The sequence below is a fragment of the Bradyrhizobium sp. USDA 4454 genome (genome assembly GCF_054822705.1).
In genome coordinates this window covers 1,478,583-1,493,737 of record NZ_JBTRCN010000001.1, presented here as the reverse complement: position 1 = coordinate 1,493,737, position 15,155 = coordinate 1,478,583, and the positions used below count along the sequence as shown (strand labels likewise).

The window sequence follows — 15,155 nt, the reverse complement described above, 5'->3', positions numbered from 1 at the left end:
GGATCGAAAAACGCCGTCGGCACGCGCTCGACACGCCCCCAAGTACCGCCTGCTCTCCAGAAAAGATCGCGTCCGCCGTTTTCCTGGGTTGCATACCCACCCTCGTGGTCAAGCGCATGCGCGCAAGGGCGGCGCCTGCGATCCAGGTGACGGCGCAGGACCATGTCCATCTCGCCAATGCCCGCGAAGGCATTGTGGCCGATGTTGCCGTCCGGACGCAAGAATGGGTAGTGGGGCGATGTCTACCTTGTCGACGAGCTCATCAATCGCGGCACATATGCGCAGAATTCCGTCTGGTGCAGCCTGAATTCAGGATGAAAGGAGCCTGTTCCGACCGCAAGCCGGCCGATCGCCAACCTACGCCCGCCCCTGCCGACTGGCGTCGCAGATTGGCAATCGGCACCCTGGAATACTTCATGTCTACCGGAGCACAGGGCTCCGATTCCATCATAGATGCCGAGGATGCTCTCTATGACGTGGGTAGTTCCTTGAACGGCGAAGGCATCTCGTCCGGCCATGCACCTTCTGTGCGGCATCAACGCGCCGGGCCGATCATTCCCCTCGCCTATGTCACTGACAAGCCGCAGTCGGTCAGGTCGACCACGACGTCGCTTGTAGAAACGACGCCCTTGCGGTGAGTGATCGCCAGCACGGTCACATCTTTGGCTAGCGTACGGATATGGTTCATAATGTCCTGCTCGGTTTCTTCGTCGAGCGCGGAGCTGGCCTCGTCAAGAAGAAGGATCGCCGGCTCGCCATAAAGTGCGCGGGCAATAGCAATACGCTGGCGCTCCCCGCCGGAAAGCTTCAAACCACGTTCTCCAACGGTTGTGTCAAATCCTTCAGGCAAGGCCTCGATCAAGGGGAGAATAGCGGCTTTTTCCGACGCGGCGCGAAGGCGCACCTCGTTGCGGGGCCGTCCTAGCAGGATGTTGTCGGCTAGCGACTCGTTGAGCAACATCACGTCCTGCGGCACGACAGCAACTGCGGCATACCAATCCGCGCGTTCGATGCCCGCTATATCGGTCCATCTACCAGAATACGACCGCGGTCCGGTTCAATCGATTTCAAGACGAGCCTAAAGATTGTCGATTTTCCCGATCCCGATTCACCGACAAGGAAGGTGATCCCACCCCGCCCAGCCACAAACGAGACGTTCGTAACCCCACGACCGTTGTCGTAGGCGTAACCAATGCCCTCGAAAGAGAGCTGGCCAGCGGAGGGCGTGAAATCTTGAGCGTGAGATGGTCGCCGCTCTTCGGGTGCGGCCCATAGTCTAGCCAGAGGGATGAGGTCGGCTCGCGACCGCGCCACATCGGAGATGGCACGAGCAACCATCTCGAATGGCATATTGAGCTGGAGTAGAAGCGTGTTGAATAGCACCATATCCCCGATGGTGACCGCCCCGACCCGGTATTCAGGTATGAGAAGGAAAAACGTGACCGCAAATTGTAGCGCGACGGCTGGGCCGAGCACGGCGATGTAGGCAACGCGTTGCAACACATAGGCGCGCCAGTTATCACGCACCTCCCGCGCCGTTATCGTAAAGCGCTGGCTCATCCAGGAATGACTGCCGAAATAGCGCAGGGTGTCCATGGAGCTCATGACGTTGCCAACGAAACGCGCATTGTCCTGTCCGGCTTCTCTGGCTCGCTCCAGGAACACGTACGCCCGACGGGTCGAACTCCACGTCAATGTTATCAGGACTGCCCCATAGACGACGACGATTGCAGCGATCTGGATATTGAGGAGCGCGCCGAGAGTAGCGAACGTAAGTAGAAGTTGTGTTGCAGCAAGGATGAAGACGACGATCCCAAGCTGGACCAGCGCCGTCAGGGCGCTGCGCCCGCGCGCGGCCGCATTCTGTATCTCTACCGGATTGTGCTCAAGAAAAAAGGCCGCGGTTTTCCTCAAGATGCGATCAAAGAAGCCCGTTGCAGCGATGAAGCCCAGGTTCTCGGCTGTCATGAAGGACAGATACTGCAGCATGCGCTGCAATGCGGAGGCTACCACAAGTAGGACCGCATAGCCTGCGAACCCCCATGCAAGCACCGACATGTCTTCCTCGCGCGGGAGACGGTCAATGAGACACGAAAATACATAGGGCGCTGCGACGCTGGTCGCGCTTGAGATCAGCACCACTGCGACAACGACGAGAAGCAACCACCGATCGGAGCGCCAGTACGCATGCAAAATTTCGGAAACCGGTGATAACGTGCTGCCGTTCGACATATCTAGCGGATAGAGAAATGGGCCTTGCTTAGGTTGAAAGAGCCGACATAACCCTGTTCGCACGATGATTCCATGCGAGCTCACATGAAGATGCTCGATGAGGGCTCGCAGGACTTTCCTGTGTACCATTGCTTGGCTTCAAATCAATAGATCCAGCACGGTCATCAACTCACCAATGCTGGTAGGTTGTCGTCTGCCTTCTCACATGAGAGATCATTTTTGTGGCGGGGCGGCTGAACGCCAGCTGCGAATTTTGCGATTTTTGTTTGGCGATTGACAACTCGACGGAGCGCTATGGACTCACCTCGAAGCGCGCCGAGGCAACATTAGGCAGGAGGTCTGAACTCAACGATTTTACCCGCGTTTTAATCTCGTCCCGGCCTTGGTGACAAAGCGGAGCTCAGCAGCGCGCGCTGCCTGATCGTTGTTAAGCACCCTGTCCTTATCCGCGCGATCCCAAAGCTCCTGTGGCGAAACTTGAACAGCTTCAGAGACCGGAACGCAACGGCTTTGATCAAATCGCAGTTGGCTTGGCCTTTGAACATAGCCGGACGCACACATGTGCTCGGTAAGTCTTGATCTTTACCGGCAGGTGAGCCTTTGAGGCTTACGGCGAGATAAATGTATTCGGGCGTTCTGAAGTTCGCGGCTATATTGGAAAGTATGGCATCCGGGGTGCTCAATCGGGAACACCGAGTAGCGACGTCCGCCTGCCTCGTCCGCCTGCCTCTTTGCCTTTGGCGGACCGATTTCGGAGTTGTCGGGATGCTCGCACGCGCGCCGCGATCCAGCGCACTGCTTTTCCTGTCCGCAGTGCTCCTCACAGACCGGCTGGCCGCGTCATCAAGAGCAGATTCAGCCAGCTCGACCAGGCGAAGCCTCATATGGGACGCGCCGAGTCGCCTGCGAGTCCCAGACCGCGTTCAGTTTCTCAGACGGCTTTTGCAGTGCCCGCCGATCGACGACGAGGTTCCTAAGGTTCAGGTCTGGCTGCGGACCTGCCGCTAATCGACTGACCAGTGCCCGCGTGCCATCAACCACGAAGACGCCGCAGTCATACTCATTCCTCTGCTGGCTTATGGGCGCGTCTTGCAGGTTGGCTCCGACTCGTTCAGCGATCCTGCTGCGTATCATTATATCCTAGAACTGAGTCATAGTGATAGGCAACGAGCCGAACGCGGCGATCCACCAGCAGGAACGACCAATGGGAGCCAAGGCGATTGAGGTCTGTAGCGCTAGCATCATTCACCGGCAAGAACAGGATTCACCGGCAAGAACAGGAAGTCGGCTGTAGCCGGAGGAGGAGGACGCGACCGCTGTCCAGCTAGCGGCCGGCGCCTCTATCCTCGTTCTATGCTTGGTTGTCTTCCGTCGTTAGTGCCGCACGCACGAGGGATCGGTCAAACAGAAGAATAAGTCGCAGATACCATCCAACGGGTCATCCGCGCATTGAGGATATGACGTATCGGCTACCTGCACCTTGGTGGCGACCGGTTGGGCGGCAACCTCAGCAACAAAGGTCGGCACCGCCGCCGTTCCAAGCGCGAGGGCGCTCGCAGTCACAATCACGAATTTTTTCATTCTAGAGTTGCTTCCCTAGGTTGGCCCCAGCCGTCCGCCACGTCTATATGACCTCACCGCAAGTGGTAAAATTGATTTTCTTGATTGGGTCTATCTACGGAATGGATACGTTCGGATATCTCGGCAGGGCCTCGCCTTAAGTCAATCGGAGTCAGCGGAGCCGTTTATGCTCGAGCTCTCGCCCAGCCATCGAAGCTATCGATACATCTGTCGAAGCAATCGAAGCATTGATCCTGGCACACGGTGCGTTGCATTGGTTGGGACTGCACGGGTTTCCCGACGGCCCCTGCGTCACTTTCCGGATGAGTGTATAAGCGATTTCTTCACCGCCGATACGACCGATTGCGGAGATCGCTCTACTAGTTCCTTTTTCTTATGGCTGCGCTGCAGGCCACACCGCAAGGCTTTCGCCGCTGTGGTGCCAAGTCTGGTGCAGCACCGGGCAAGTTAGTCCCTACGACCTCATCAACCGAATGAAATCGTTGAGGCCAAGATTCACGATCGCGAGGATTGAACGACCGATCCGGGAAAAGCAGATCCCCTAGGTCGTGTGGACTCTAAGGATTCCCTTTTAAGGGCAAATCAGATTCAAGGCGTCTTTTTGGGAGGCAGTCTTGGGTGCGATGGATCGTTTGGTGTTGAGTGCGTATTTCGCAAAAACGGGACAGCGGTTTCGCTAACTGACGGACAGCAGTTTCGCTAAATCGCGGACAGCGTGGCGACGCTGGCTTTTGGTTGCCTGGTTGTTGAAGTCAGTTGGTATTCGTTTCGCTGTTTTCGACGTCGGTCAAGGGGCGCGCGGCTTTTTTCCTTCGCATGCTGTCACCTTCGAGGGCGATACGGTGGGAGTTGTGGATGATCGGCCCAAAGCGCGTCGATCATTCAGGACCTGGAGACAAGCTCAGCCACCACAGAATTGTCGGCCCCCCGAGCGGCCATTGATACGGCCGCGTATCGTGAAAGCGCACCCACCGCTGCATACCCACCCTTTCCGTGCTGCAGGCGTTGGAATTGCCGCTGATCGCGTTTGACGCGTCTGGCGCAAACCAAGGCCGGCGAAGCAGTGGCATCCGAAGTCGACGAACGGGAAGATGAGAGCAATTGCCCGCCGTCAACGCCCGTCGGTGAATCGATGTCGGCCCGAGCGGCTGCGTACCAGAAGCAGATTACCGGCCTTGATCCGGGTTCGGCCGTGGTGCTGAACAACGTCAAGTTCGACGGATGTCGGCAAAGCGACGGTACCATGCTTGAGGCCAAAAGGCCTGGCTACGCGCAATTCTTCGTTGCCAGCGCCGATGCGGTTCAAAGCTGGTACCAAGGCTGGACCAGCATCCTTGAGTGGACGGAGAGGCAGGCCGAAACTGCCCTCGCGGCCCGCAAATTGGAGTGGCATTTTGCGGAAAAGCTCGCGAGCGAATACTATGCCCGGAAGTTCGGGCCAGCCCGTATGCGAGGACAATGTACGATCCACCCCTTTAGAAGATGACGATGGACAGGCACTCCTTCCAGATTCGAAGTCAATGGCGTCAGCGGCCGGAAACCGCGCTGCAGGCTGCAACTCATCTTGCGAGATTGCTGCTGGCTCTGTCCAACGTTCATCCAGGACTCAAACGCTGGCTCAAGAGATCCTCAAACCGGCCGTCTCAGGTAGCGTTTTGCCCCATGCCGCCGGAGGCGAGCGAACTCGAAGCCATTCTCAAAGACGGCGCCCAGTTCAGGGGCACAGTCCCGCCAGAGCCGTGGCCGGAGCGCGGTTTCCATGCGAGCGCCTGGAACGGCGTCCGTGGAGACGTCGGCGAGTTTCAGCCTCAAAATCGGTGCGTATGACGGCAAGCTCGTGGCCTCCAACCGCTTCGAACTCGTTTTGACGGACGCTCCAGTCGAAGGTTCGCTAATTTCAGCAGAGGTCATCAGGGTGTTGCTTCCGCTACCATTGCAGAAATGCAGAAATCGAGCCATCCTGGCTCGATGTGATGAGCAACAAATGGCCCCATGAGGGGCCGATGGATCTAGACCTTACCTGCCCGCCGGCGGCTGGATGTCGTACGTGAAAGGCCGACGTGATTTCGATCCTCCGGAGGGCATGAATGTCGAGCCCATGGGGGATGGCATCGTGGTGTCCGTAACCTCCGAGATTTTCTCAGATGCCCAGCCGGAGCACGTCGACGCAGCAAATCGGCTGAACGAGGCTGTTGTTTCAGTGCGGACGGCGGAGAATGAATTAGCCTCCCAACCGGACAGCCGGCGGGTCAGTCCTATCCGGTGAAAAAAGGCGTCGGCACCGGCGAGTTTGCGGAACCTGCCCAACCATGTAAGGGGCCAAAAAGGGCCAAAAACCGCGAAATTTTAACCTACTTGGCCTCCAATGGTCGACTAATCGAGAGGAAAGTCTATATTTTGTCGATGGCTGACGTAGCAACCGAGGAGCACAAGACTAGTACGGCGGGGGACATCTCGGCCGTCGACAAGCTTGTTTTGGCCACGGTCAACGCACCGTTCAAGCGGGATATCAGCGCGGCAACGCTCCAGCACTGCATTGCGCGGGCGGAGCTTGGCGAGTGGCCAGTCCACGTCGCGACGTTCTTCACCGACGTTTCGCCGCACTTGATTTTGAGTTTTGCTGCCGGTCACGGTATCTCCAAGTCCAAGCTTGCCGAAGCGTACGTGGTCATGAAGACCAAAACGGGCGAGCAAAATCTGGATTTGGAGAGCGATCTTGTCCCACTGGCGACTGTTGCTCGATAGAGCAATTACCGGTTTAGGGCGCTTTCGAACCAACGGACAGCCTGTTCCTGATTGGGTGCTTGGAGGCGGTACCGCTCTGATGATTCATAGCGCGCACCGCCTCAGCAAAGACGTCGATGCTTTCATCGACGATCCGCAGTTCCTCACGTTATTGTCGCCGCGTCTCGGTGGTGAGGATATCTGGTCGTGTGATGCCTATGACGAAACAAGCCACTATCTGAAACTGATCTATCCTGAGGGTGAAATCGACTTCATTGTTTCCGGCTCGATTACAGACCTCCCGGTCGAGGCGAAAACCATAGACATGGTGACATCCGGCCCGGTACTTCGCATACGGTAAAGGTCGAGCACCCAGTCGAGATTGCGATCAAGAAGCTGTATTATCGCGGGGCAATGCTCAAAATTCGCGATGTTTTCGACATCGCAGTGGTCGACTCGTTATTTTCGGAAGAACTACACGAAAACCTCCGCCACGTTTCTCACCTGAAGCATGGAATTTTGGAGAGACTGTCGGCCATCTCGGAAGACTTCCTGCGACAGCAGCTCGATGAACTCGCTATCGAGGACAAATGGCGCGAGCTTGCAGCGACATGTCTTCAGCGGGTCAAAGAAATCGCGGACGCGATTCCGGAGTTGAAGTGCGTTCCCTGATAGATTCGACATCAAGGCCGTTCTAAATCTGACTTGCGGTAGAACGTCGCCCCGATCTTCTTCGGATCGAACACGGGCTCCACGCCGGCGTGCAGGAGCTCTTTCTTGGCCGCCAAAAAATGCCGTCCTCGCTGCTTGGCGAGCGCGAACAGGGAGACGTACTCCCGGGCGAAGCGCTCCACCTCGTGGGCAGGCACGACCACGGTCGGACAGCGGTTGATCGGGGTGACCACGGTGATCGATTTGAGGTTCCCGAGCTTGATGAGGGCGGCGGCGACCTCGGCCGTGGTGGACAGCTTGTCCTTGATCTGGAGTCCGCTCAGGCCGCCGTGATCGGGCCCGCGGACCAGCGCACGGACCTCCTCGAGGTCGAGCAGCAGGGACATGAAGCCGCGCTCGGAGGCGAGACGCCATCTGCGCTTGGGCTTGTCGCTTCCACGCAACGCCAACCGGTCACGAGCCCGATGGCTGTGACAAGATCGGCTATTCCGACCAGAGCCAGCGTCTCGAGCGGCACTTTCGGGCATCGATTCACTATCGATGCAAGCCTGGCTCGGCAGCCTTCCTTACGCAACTCAAGCTCAGGATCGTTGCGCCTCCGCCGGGCTGCGTCTGCCAGACTTTCGCACTGCCGGATTTAGCGACGATGGCGCCATCTCGCCAAAATCAGCTCTGCGATGAACAATGGACGGCCAGCACAGTCGCAAGTGCTTTACTTTCTTCAAGCGATGAAACTCGTCAGCTGTTCGACAGCTAAACCCTCTAGCAATGAGACCGTCTATATCCGGACAAGGCTGGGCTTGATGGGCTCAAAATCTGGAACAGAAGAAGGAGCGGGATCCCCTCAACATACCGCCCCGTCGAGAACCAGATCCGCTCCATTTTATAGCCGTTTGTGCATGTCTCGGTTTCCGACCCTCGCGGCTCGCTCAAATCGGATCAACTTGTCCGATTGATATCGACAAGGCTACCAAAGGGAAAATGGAATGCACCCGTTTGATAATATTGACCCGTCTGCGGCTTTTAAGAATTGCGTCGAGCAGCAACCAGAAGAAACCGGGCAAGCAGACTTTGAGCAGCGGCTTGGAGAGCCTCAGCCGAGCCTCCAAACATCAGATGCGCCCGGGGCCGGATCGTCCCGGACTGACACGGAAGGCAATTTGAGAGCGCAGGCTATTCAGGGGGACGAACGGTGCGCAGCTGCATCCTTTATCAGGACGCGCGCTCAGCTTGCCGCGACGCTCACCTGCGCAACCGTTGCGGAACTGAGAAGAGAAATCGAACTCGCTGCGCAAAAATCGGCACGATGGTCGCAAGCAACTGGGCCATCAGCCGGCGGCATCGATCGTGGCCGCGTCTACGACGAGGTGGTGGCATCGTCGTACGCTGAGCTGCAGCGCTTTCAGAATCACGCCAGCCATTGCAAGCCACGCGTACTGGACCGTCAAAGCGCGATGGACCATTTGCGTTCCATGGCGGCTTTGCGTTACGACGTCGCCCCCTGGAATATTTGGGGAGGCCAACAACTTGATCTGGGTCGCGCAGCGGCAGCGCACATGAGAGGGGACACCTATTCTTCGCCTTTTGTATCACTGTCCGAGGAGGCCTCACAACTGCTCCTGTCGCCGGACGATGACAACGAGTATGGCGCCAAAGCAATTGCGGAAAGCGCGAACGAGTTGCACACCTATACGGTACCACGGGTCACCACCTGGACGGCCGAAGAGATCGTCAGCATCCTTGAGGACGGGACCGAGAATGATGAACCCAATCTTGCATGGGTGAGCGATACCCCAACCGAGGAGCGCGAGGTACTGTTTCTGGGCGGGAATCTGGATGACTATCGGACCGCTAGCGAATTGAATCCATACAGAAAGTCACAGACGAGAGGATGAGGCTAAAAGGGTGCGAGAAAGCGCGACATCTCTTGTTGCGCTGCTTGGAAAAATCGGAAGCAGGGTTGCGGCATCTATAATGCCTGATCGGAGTGGCCAGCGCCTGCTGGCCGGGTAGCGGACGTCGACCATCAAAGTGTCCGCCGAGATCTGTATCATCTTCAAATTCGTCGCACATGTCGTCGGAGGGAAGCGAGGTATTTCGCTCGCCGACGGACCAATATGATCCATTATAATCGCCAGAGCTCCCGCTCGGTCTGACACCAATGCCAGCAGAGCACAACGAGCTTGCCGCCACGCCGACGGGGTCGTGGCCGTCACAAGATCAGTGTTTGCAGAGAAGCAGCTCCGCCCTCAGCGGCCGGGACACTCGGAAGAACGAAAAGCCCCAGCATCTTCTGGGGGGCCTGGAGGCCGGGATGCTGGGGCTCTCGTCGCCTTATCCAAGAGAAGCAAACGGATAGGCGGGCTCATTGTGCATTGCGAAGTCGATTCGTCAAACCAGAGCGCATAGTTTTCTTTTGGCATGCCAACCATCCGAAGCAATCCCTCTGGAGGTTTACTTGTCAGTTGGCGGCGCACATGCAGGCGTTTCGCGACGAGCGCGACGACATCCGGCCGTATCGTCTTCGGGATCACGCACATGTTTCTCCGGCTGCCGCGCTCAGCGGCTGGCTTCGTGCCCACGCGCCGATCTTCGGCATCACCAATGGCCTCATAGAGAGCTTACTTGCCCGTGATTGGAAATGATCCGGCTCTCCGGCCGACGAGCGTCTCGTGGATTTGGTGCGTGTTCTCTTCCTCCGAGCTCCATCCTTTGGGAGATGGAGCCTGAGGAGGCCCGGTGCGGCTCAGGTAATCCGCCGAGCCGAATTGGAGGCATGAAAGCTGCCATCGAACGGCATGCTGCCGCAAGACAAGAAGCTCACTAGATTCCCAGTCGCCCTATCTGCGCTGACACGTGCCCAGCGTCGGGAAGGTGGTACAACGCCTGGCCGCCGGCTGCGGTGCTCAACAAGGACTTGCAAAACGCAGGTGTGAGCTTGCCGCGGTGGATCACGACGTGGTTGCGCCCCTCGGCGGCTCGAGCGTTCTGCCAGTGCCGATTATAGCCGCGCTGTTCATCGGACTTCACGTGGCAAGCGGCGAAGTCACGGTCCCCCAGCATTGGCAATTGCCAGGCATGTACCGGCCGCTCGGTATGGATGTGCACCCACATCGGGCTTGGCCTCGCACCACTGCTCAGCGCCTTGGGCTGCAGCTTGACCTCGAACAGCTTCCCTGGCTCTCCCTGCAAGGCGCGCGGTGGATCGACTGGCGCCAATTCCCCCGCCGCCCGCAATTGTTCAAGGTACCTTTGCGACGGAAACGCATAGGTCTTCATGCAATCGCTCGTGATTGCCGCCTTTCGCACGTTCAATGATTTTGCCTGCCCCTGCACCTCGGACTGCATCGCCTTAAGCCGAGATATTTTCTTGTGCACTTCGGGCACTTGCGCCGGCGTGAGCAGGCTCAGGCGAGGCTCCTCCAGCGCGGCTATAGCGGCTATACAGGCCTCAGTCTCGGCATCCTGCGTCTGCAAGCGCTTACTGACGAGATCCAAGACGTGGTCGGCGTCCTCGGGCTTCATCTGGCGCGCTTGCGAGACGGCACTTTGTTGAGCCGGAACGCTGAATTGCAGCAGTTCATCCAGTCGCTTAAGTAATCCCGCCAGCGCTTCCCTTGAGGGCGGAGCCTGCCACATCCGGAGGTGCTCGGTAGCAGAGGTTGAGGCGCTCGCGCGTGCCTCCTCCGCGGTCACGAGTTTTTTGGTACCGAGGTCCGAGAGCACGATAACCTTGCCGGTCGGGGTCGTGGCCGCATCGGGCCTGGCGAGTTGCGGCTCGGGTGGGCGGGCCGTCGAACTCCCCTCGCCTGCGGCCGCTGCGCGCCTTCCTTTGCCCTTTCTGCGCGCTCTGCTGCTTTCGCCCACCATGGCGGTATTTTCCGGCAACGCAGCCCAAGCCGGCGGTTCAATTGTGGCTGCCAACTTTGGCTGCACTGCCAGCAACCGCATGACTTCGTTCGCCGTAAGCCACGCACCTTCCACGATCTGGTCCAGCAACTGCAACGGAAGGTCAGCTCCTGATCCGGCTTCCCTCAGCGTGGCAACCATGGAACTCACTCCTGAAGCGAATTCCGAAAGCCGCTCCATGACGCCTTCCAGAACGGCGCGATGTTCGGCGTCGAGCGATGCCCCGTTGCTGTACATAACGGCATGGCCGGTCGAGACGAATGCTGGAAAAACATCTTCGATGAAGGTCCCGAGCAGACGCACCCGCCCGTTCTCGCCCATGAGGGCTTGGTGCGCGTCTGGTTCCAACGTGCTCACTTGCGAGTCAATCAAGAGCTTCGCGAGAGCTATCCGGGTTTGCAGATACATGCACTTCGTATTGAGCGCATGGCCGGTATGCAGTCTTAGTGCGGCCTCTTCGGCCTCGCGCATCGCGGGCGTAGCGCTTGGCAAGTCCGCAGTAGCTGCGCAGACGGATTGCATCCGCTCCAAGCGCAGTGTCTTCTTTCCCCACCACTCCATGTGGGCCGCATAATGTTCCGCCACGCTTGCAACCGAGCGGCTCAGCTGGTGGGGCGTAGCGATGCCTTTCAACCTCTCGAGGCATCTCAACGCTTCTTTTCTCTTCGTCTCCAGTTGGTCAACAATCTGCCTGGCCACGGTGTTACATTGGGTGGCTGCGTCAAGCACGTCATCGCGGAGAAGGCGGGCCCGATCGTCGGGCAGAATGCGACGCGCCAAATTTGGGGGCAGATCGGCGTAGTAGTCCAGAGCTGCTGAGCCTGCCCTGACGACTTGGTCCATCAGCTCTTGCGCCTCGGGCAAGTCCCGGGCGCGCATGGCCGCTCGACGACAAGTTTCCAGCTCCTCAAGCAGGCTCTCCAATCTTCGCCTTGCTGCTCTGATCTCGTCCCGCGTTGGCACCACCACATCTGAATCTGGTGGCTGGTGCGCGAGTGGCACGGCTCGCTCCTGAGGCCCGGAGCGCATCCGCTCCACGACGGCGTCGAAGGATCGACTGCGTTCTCCAGGGACGACGCCGAGTTCCACGGTGCTGTCGGCTGCTGCCGCCCCAACGTGCGATTTCCCGGATCGGCCAATGCCCGTCATGCTTTATCTCCGATTAAGTCGACGATGTGCAGCCTGTCTGGATAGACCGCTTGGCTGACGAGTAGCTGACCAAGAGCGTTCTCCAGGGATGCGCAAAAAATTATGTGGCCTGTGGCTTCATTTCCCGTCGCACCTCCTATGTTGCTGAAGTGCGGGGATGACCGCGTAGGTTGCCGAATAATCAGCTGAAGCACATGACCGCGGACTGACCTGTCCTGGTCGTGATCTGCTTTTCCGAATGCGACAGTACAGGCCGCGAGGCGATCCGTGATCATCCTGCCTCCAGAGCAGTGGTGAGTTCACACGAACTGGATCCAAATGCTGGAGAACACCAGGCAACGACTGTGGTCAGGCAGAAATTGGCGAGCGTAGATCGATCAAGATCTACGACCCCGCACGCGTCTCACTATCCGGCAAGGAGACTTCGAGAAGAGTTTACGAAGCCAACGGCAACGCACCGACCGTGATGAAACGTTGAAAGCCGATCAGCAACAACATTAGCCCCCGTGCGAAGCGAGCAGAACCGACGTTGCGCAGGTCCCTTTCAAACTACATCTCGCCGAAGCCAGCACCCATCCAGGCTCAATCAGAATACCCTCATAGACATATGGCAGCGAGCGTACCAAGCGCACCGAGCATCAGCCCGATCAGCGAACCGGTTGTCGGAACGTCTCTAAAGAGGAGAAGAGTGAGTATCGGCTCCACCACCAGAATAGCTCCCACCGATATTGCGACAATGATCCAAATATTCTTCAGATGCATGTAGCCCAGCGCGTATCCGAAAACGAGAAGGATGCCACCGAAAGATATCAGCAGAAACATCGGCAAGAGCATTGTCACATCCCCGCCGGCTTTTCCAAACCGCCTTGAGGCAATCAACTCGGCGATGATCGAAATCGCTTCTCCAACGAAAATCGCTGCCACCGCTACAATCTTCAATATCAAGCTCATCGGCCTTTACCGTTGCAGCTATCCAGGAGGCCCGGAGATAGGGCATTTGGGGGGCACCGTTGGCGTTGCCTTTTTCGCTTATCCGGCGCCTGCAGGGCGCCGGGCCGGCTCAACTGTCGCTCCTTACGCGGGCTCGTCAACGCCTGCCTGATTGCCGACCGGCTCGCGACATGCAGCGATTGTTTGGCGCCGATCAAGCCGCTTTCGCTAGCGGCGTCAACGAATGCGGTTCAAGACGAGCCCAACCGCACCGCGTGCCGCCGGCCGCCGACGCGATCAGGGACTAGGCTGCAATCCGCACTGGAAGTGAGGAATAGCCGCGCACGAAATTAGATGCGATTCGCTCGGGTTCGCCGACAACGCTTACGTCTAGCCCTGCACGCAATATTTCGTCCCAGAGGATATTCAACTGCAATTGCGCAAGGTGCCGACCAACGCACCGATGGATACCAAATCCGAACGATAGATGCTGCCGCACATTCTTGCGGTCGATCACAAAGCTGTCGCCATTCTCGATAACTTCTTCATCTCGGTTGCCAGAGATATACCACATAACGACCTTGTCGCCCTTGCTGATCTGCTTGCCACCCAGAATGCAATCTGCCGCGGCGGTGCGGCGCATATGGGCGATCGGTGTCTGGTATCGAATAATCTCCGACACGGCGCTCGACACGAGCGCAGGGTTATCGCGCAGTTTTCGCAGCTCGCCGGGGTACTGATTCATGAATAAGACGCCGCCGGTCATCGAGTTGCGGGTGGTGTCATTGCCTCCGACGATCAGCAGGATCAGATTGCCGAGAAACTCATCCGGCTTCATATGGCGCGTGTCGGGCGAATGTGCCATCAAAGAAATCAGGTCCAGCCGCGGCTCGGCATTAATGCGCTCGTTCCAAAGTCGCGTGAAATACTCAAGACATCCGGACAGGATTGTCCTTCGCTTTTCCCAGCTGTCGATGGCATGGCCGGCTCTCGGAGGTGTGACAGCTACATCTGACCAATAGGTCAGGAGCCGTCGGTCTTCGAAGGGAAAGTCGAAGAGCGTGGCAAGCATCTGCGTCGTCAGCTCGATCGAGACCATATTCACCCAATTGAACGGATCATTGCGCGGCAGCCCGTCCAGAATCACCCTGACCCGCGAGCGGATCAGACTTTCAAACTTCGCCAGGTTATCCGGTGCAACTATCGGACTTACGGTATTGCGCTGCCCGGCGTGTTTTGGAGGACCCATCTTAATGAAGCTCGGGGTCCAATGCTCGTCAGGCACATCGACGATCGTGACACCGTGTTCTGACGAGAATGCCTTATGGTTTGTATCCACCGCGACAATATCGCGGTACTTCGTGACGGACCAATAGGGGCCATAGCAGCTATCTTGGCAGTAGTGAACGGGATCCTCCCTTCGCAGCCGCTCGAAGTACCCCCATATGCTATCATCCTGAAAGCGCTTGGCTTCGCTAACATCCAGCTTGCTCAGCGGGATACTCGACGCCTCATCGGCTCTACGTGCCGATCTGGCTTTCATGATGGTCTCCGCAGATTTTGTTCATTCGAGAGCATACGGGTCCGCATAGTCGCTCTCCACGACCGTCCTCTTGTGTTGATTGCGAGCATGTCCTCGCTCCAACAGAGTATCTCAAAGCGCGAGCCGGCCCCTCCTACCATTTCCGGCAGTCAGAACCGCATTGACTTTCCATATCGATCTGCTTGTGGCTGGCCGAGAGCCATCATCCCATGGTTCGGCGCCAGGGCTGCGCTGTAAAGGGGCGCAAGCTCAGAACGCAGCTCCGCCACCCGCATGCCGCGAGGCTAAGCTTGTCAAACTCGCAACACATACGCGTTTGAGCACCGACCGAGTGCGCAGGTTCACTATCGACTGCCTGCTCTGTCGACGCCAGAACGGCCGATCCTCCACAAGCATAAGGACCTGAGCGACTGAT

Annotated in this window: 13 protein-coding genes; 6 read left to right on the top strand and 7 right to left on the bottom strand. The window is 58.0% G+C overall.

Annotation, left to right across the window (positions count from 1 at the left end):
• Positions 1 to 565 precede the first annotated feature (565 nt).
• The 3 genes from ACVIW0_RS06930 to ACVIW0_RS06920 all read right to left on the bottom strand — a co-directional run bounded on the left by ACVIW0_RS06930 (position 566) and on the right by ACVIW0_RS06920 (position 3,813).
• Complete coding sequence (locus tag ACVIW0_RS06930; RefSeq protein ID WP_461351641.1) at positions 566 to 976, bottom strand: ATP-binding cassette domain-containing protein; 411 nt, start codon at positions 974 to 976, stop codon at positions 566 to 568.
• Between the two features lie 41 nt (positions 977 to 1,017).
• A complete protein-coding gene (locus ACVIW0_RS06925; protein WP_461351640.1) occupies positions 1,018 to 2,361 on the bottom strand; it encodes an ABC transporter transmembrane domain-containing protein in 1,344 nt (447 codons plus the stop codon).
• Positions 2,362 to 3,606: 1,245 nt separating this feature from the next.
• Entirely contained in the window at positions 3,607 to 3,813 is a 207-nt protein-coding gene (locus tag ACVIW0_RS06920; RefSeq protein WP_461351639.1) for a hypothetical protein, read from the bottom strand.
• Between the two features lie 1,027 nt (positions 3,814 to 4,840).
• Here ACVIW0_RS06920 and ACVIW0_RS06915 point away from each other — a divergent pair.
• From ACVIW0_RS06915 to ACVIW0_RS06900, 4 genes are all read left to right on the top strand, one after another.
• The gene (locus ACVIW0_RS06915; protein ID WP_461351638.1) at positions 4,841 to 5,299 is read left to right on the top strand and encodes a Tox-REase-5 domain-containing protein; all 459 of its coding nucleotides are present in this window, start codon (positions 4,841 to 4,843) and stop codon (positions 5,297 to 5,299) included.
• A gap of 776 nt (positions 5,300 to 6,075) precedes the next feature.
• The gene (locus ACVIW0_RS06910) at positions 6,076 to 6,558 is read left to right on the top strand and encodes a hypothetical protein (protein ID WP_461351637.1); all 483 of its coding nucleotides are present in this window, start codon (positions 6,076 to 6,078) and stop codon (positions 6,556 to 6,558) included.
• Positions 6,530 to 6,898 carry a nucleotidyl transferase AbiEii/AbiGii toxin family protein gene (locus ACVIW0_RS06905; RefSeq protein ID WP_461351636.1) on the top strand — a complete coding sequence of 123 codons (369 nt, stop codon included), beginning with the start codon at positions 6,530 to 6,532 and terminating at the stop codon, positions 6,896 to 6,898. Before ACVIW0_RS06910 ends, ACVIW0_RS06905 begins: the two co-directional genes overlap by 29 nt.
• A gap of 53 nt (positions 6,899 to 6,951) precedes the next feature.
• Positions 6,952 to 7,209: a hypothetical protein gene (locus ACVIW0_RS06900; RefSeq protein ID WP_461351635.1), complete on the top strand. Its 258-nt coding sequence runs from the start codon at positions 6,952 to 6,954 to the stop codon at positions 7,207 to 7,209.
• Between the two features lie 11 nt (positions 7,210 to 7,220).
• On the opposite strand, the gene ACVIW0_RS06895 is transcribed toward ACVIW0_RS06900, so the two are convergent.
• Entirely contained in the window at positions 7,221 to 7,595 is a 375-nt protein-coding gene (locus ACVIW0_RS06895; protein ID WP_461351634.1) for a hypothetical protein, read from the bottom strand.
• Between the two features lie 600 nt (positions 7,596 to 8,195).
• Here ACVIW0_RS06895 and ACVIW0_RS06890 point away from each other — a divergent pair.
• Entirely contained in the window at positions 8,196 to 9,104 is a 909-nt protein-coding gene (locus ACVIW0_RS06890; protein ID WP_461351633.1) for a hypothetical protein, read from the top strand.
• A gap of 582 nt (positions 9,105 to 9,686) precedes the next feature.
• Positions 9,687 to 9,854 carry a hypothetical protein gene (locus tag ACVIW0_RS06885; RefSeq protein ID WP_461351632.1) on the top strand — a complete coding sequence of 56 codons (168 nt, stop codon included), beginning with the start codon at positions 9,687 to 9,689 and terminating at the stop codon, positions 9,852 to 9,854.
• A gap of 178 nt (positions 9,855 to 10,032) precedes the next feature.
• Here ACVIW0_RS06885 and ACVIW0_RS06880 read toward each other — a convergent pair whose 3' ends face one another.
• From ACVIW0_RS06880 to ACVIW0_RS06870, 3 genes are all read right to left on the bottom strand, one after another.
• Entirely contained in the window at positions 10,033 to 12,267 is a 2,235-nt protein-coding gene (locus ACVIW0_RS06880; protein ID WP_461351631.1) for a hypothetical protein, read from the bottom strand.
• Between the two features lie 597 nt (positions 12,268 to 12,864).
• Complete coding sequence (locus ACVIW0_RS06875) at positions 12,865 to 13,218, bottom strand: hypothetical protein (RefSeq protein WP_456709152.1); 354 nt, start codon at positions 13,216 to 13,218, stop codon at positions 12,865 to 12,867.
• A gap of 283 nt (positions 13,219 to 13,501) precedes the next feature.
• The gene (locus ACVIW0_RS06870) at positions 13,502 to 14,740 is read right to left on the bottom strand and encodes a cytochrome P450 (protein WP_456709151.1); all 1,239 of its coding nucleotides are present in this window, start codon (positions 14,738 to 14,740) and stop codon (positions 13,502 to 13,504) included.
• Between the last annotated feature and the right edge of the window lie 415 nt (positions 14,741 to 15,155).

Bases quoted from the DNA above. Each gene is read 5' to 3' on its own strand.
- ACVIW0_RS06925 (WP_461351640.1), bottom strand. From the start codon at position 2,361: ATGGTACACAGGAAAGTCCTGCGAGCCCTCATCGAGCATCTTCATGTG.
- ACVIW0_RS06920 (WP_461351639.1), bottom strand. From the start codon at position 3,813: ATGAAAAAATTCGTGATTGTGACTGCGAGCGCCCTCGCGCTTGGAACG.
- ACVIW0_RS06900 (WP_461351635.1), top strand. From the start codon at position 6,952: ATGCTCAAAATTCGCGATGTTTTCGACATCGCAGTGGTCGACTCGTTA.
- ACVIW0_RS06895 (WP_461351634.1), bottom strand. From the start codon at position 7,595: ATGTCCCTGCTGCTCGACCTCGAGGAGGTCCGTGCGCTGGTCCGCGGG.
- ACVIW0_RS06890 (WP_461351633.1), top strand. From the start codon at position 8,196: ATGCACCCGTTTGATAATATTGACCCGTCTGCGGCTTTTAAGAATTGC.
- ACVIW0_RS06885 (WP_461351632.1), top strand. From the start codon at position 9,687: ATGCAGGCGTTTCGCGACGAGCGCGACGACATCCGGCCGTATCGTCTT.
- ACVIW0_RS06880 (WP_461351631.1), bottom strand. From the start codon at position 12,267: ATGACGGGCATTGGCCGATCCGGGAAATCGCACGTTGGGGCGGCAGCA.
- ACVIW0_RS06875 (WP_456709152.1), bottom strand. From the start codon at position 13,218: ATGAGCTTGATATTGAAGATTGTAGCGGTGGCAGCGATTTTCGTTGGA.
- ACVIW0_RS06870 (WP_456709151.1), bottom strand. From the start codon at position 14,740: ATGAAAGCCAGATCGGCACGTAGAGCCGATGAGGCGTCGAGTATCCCG.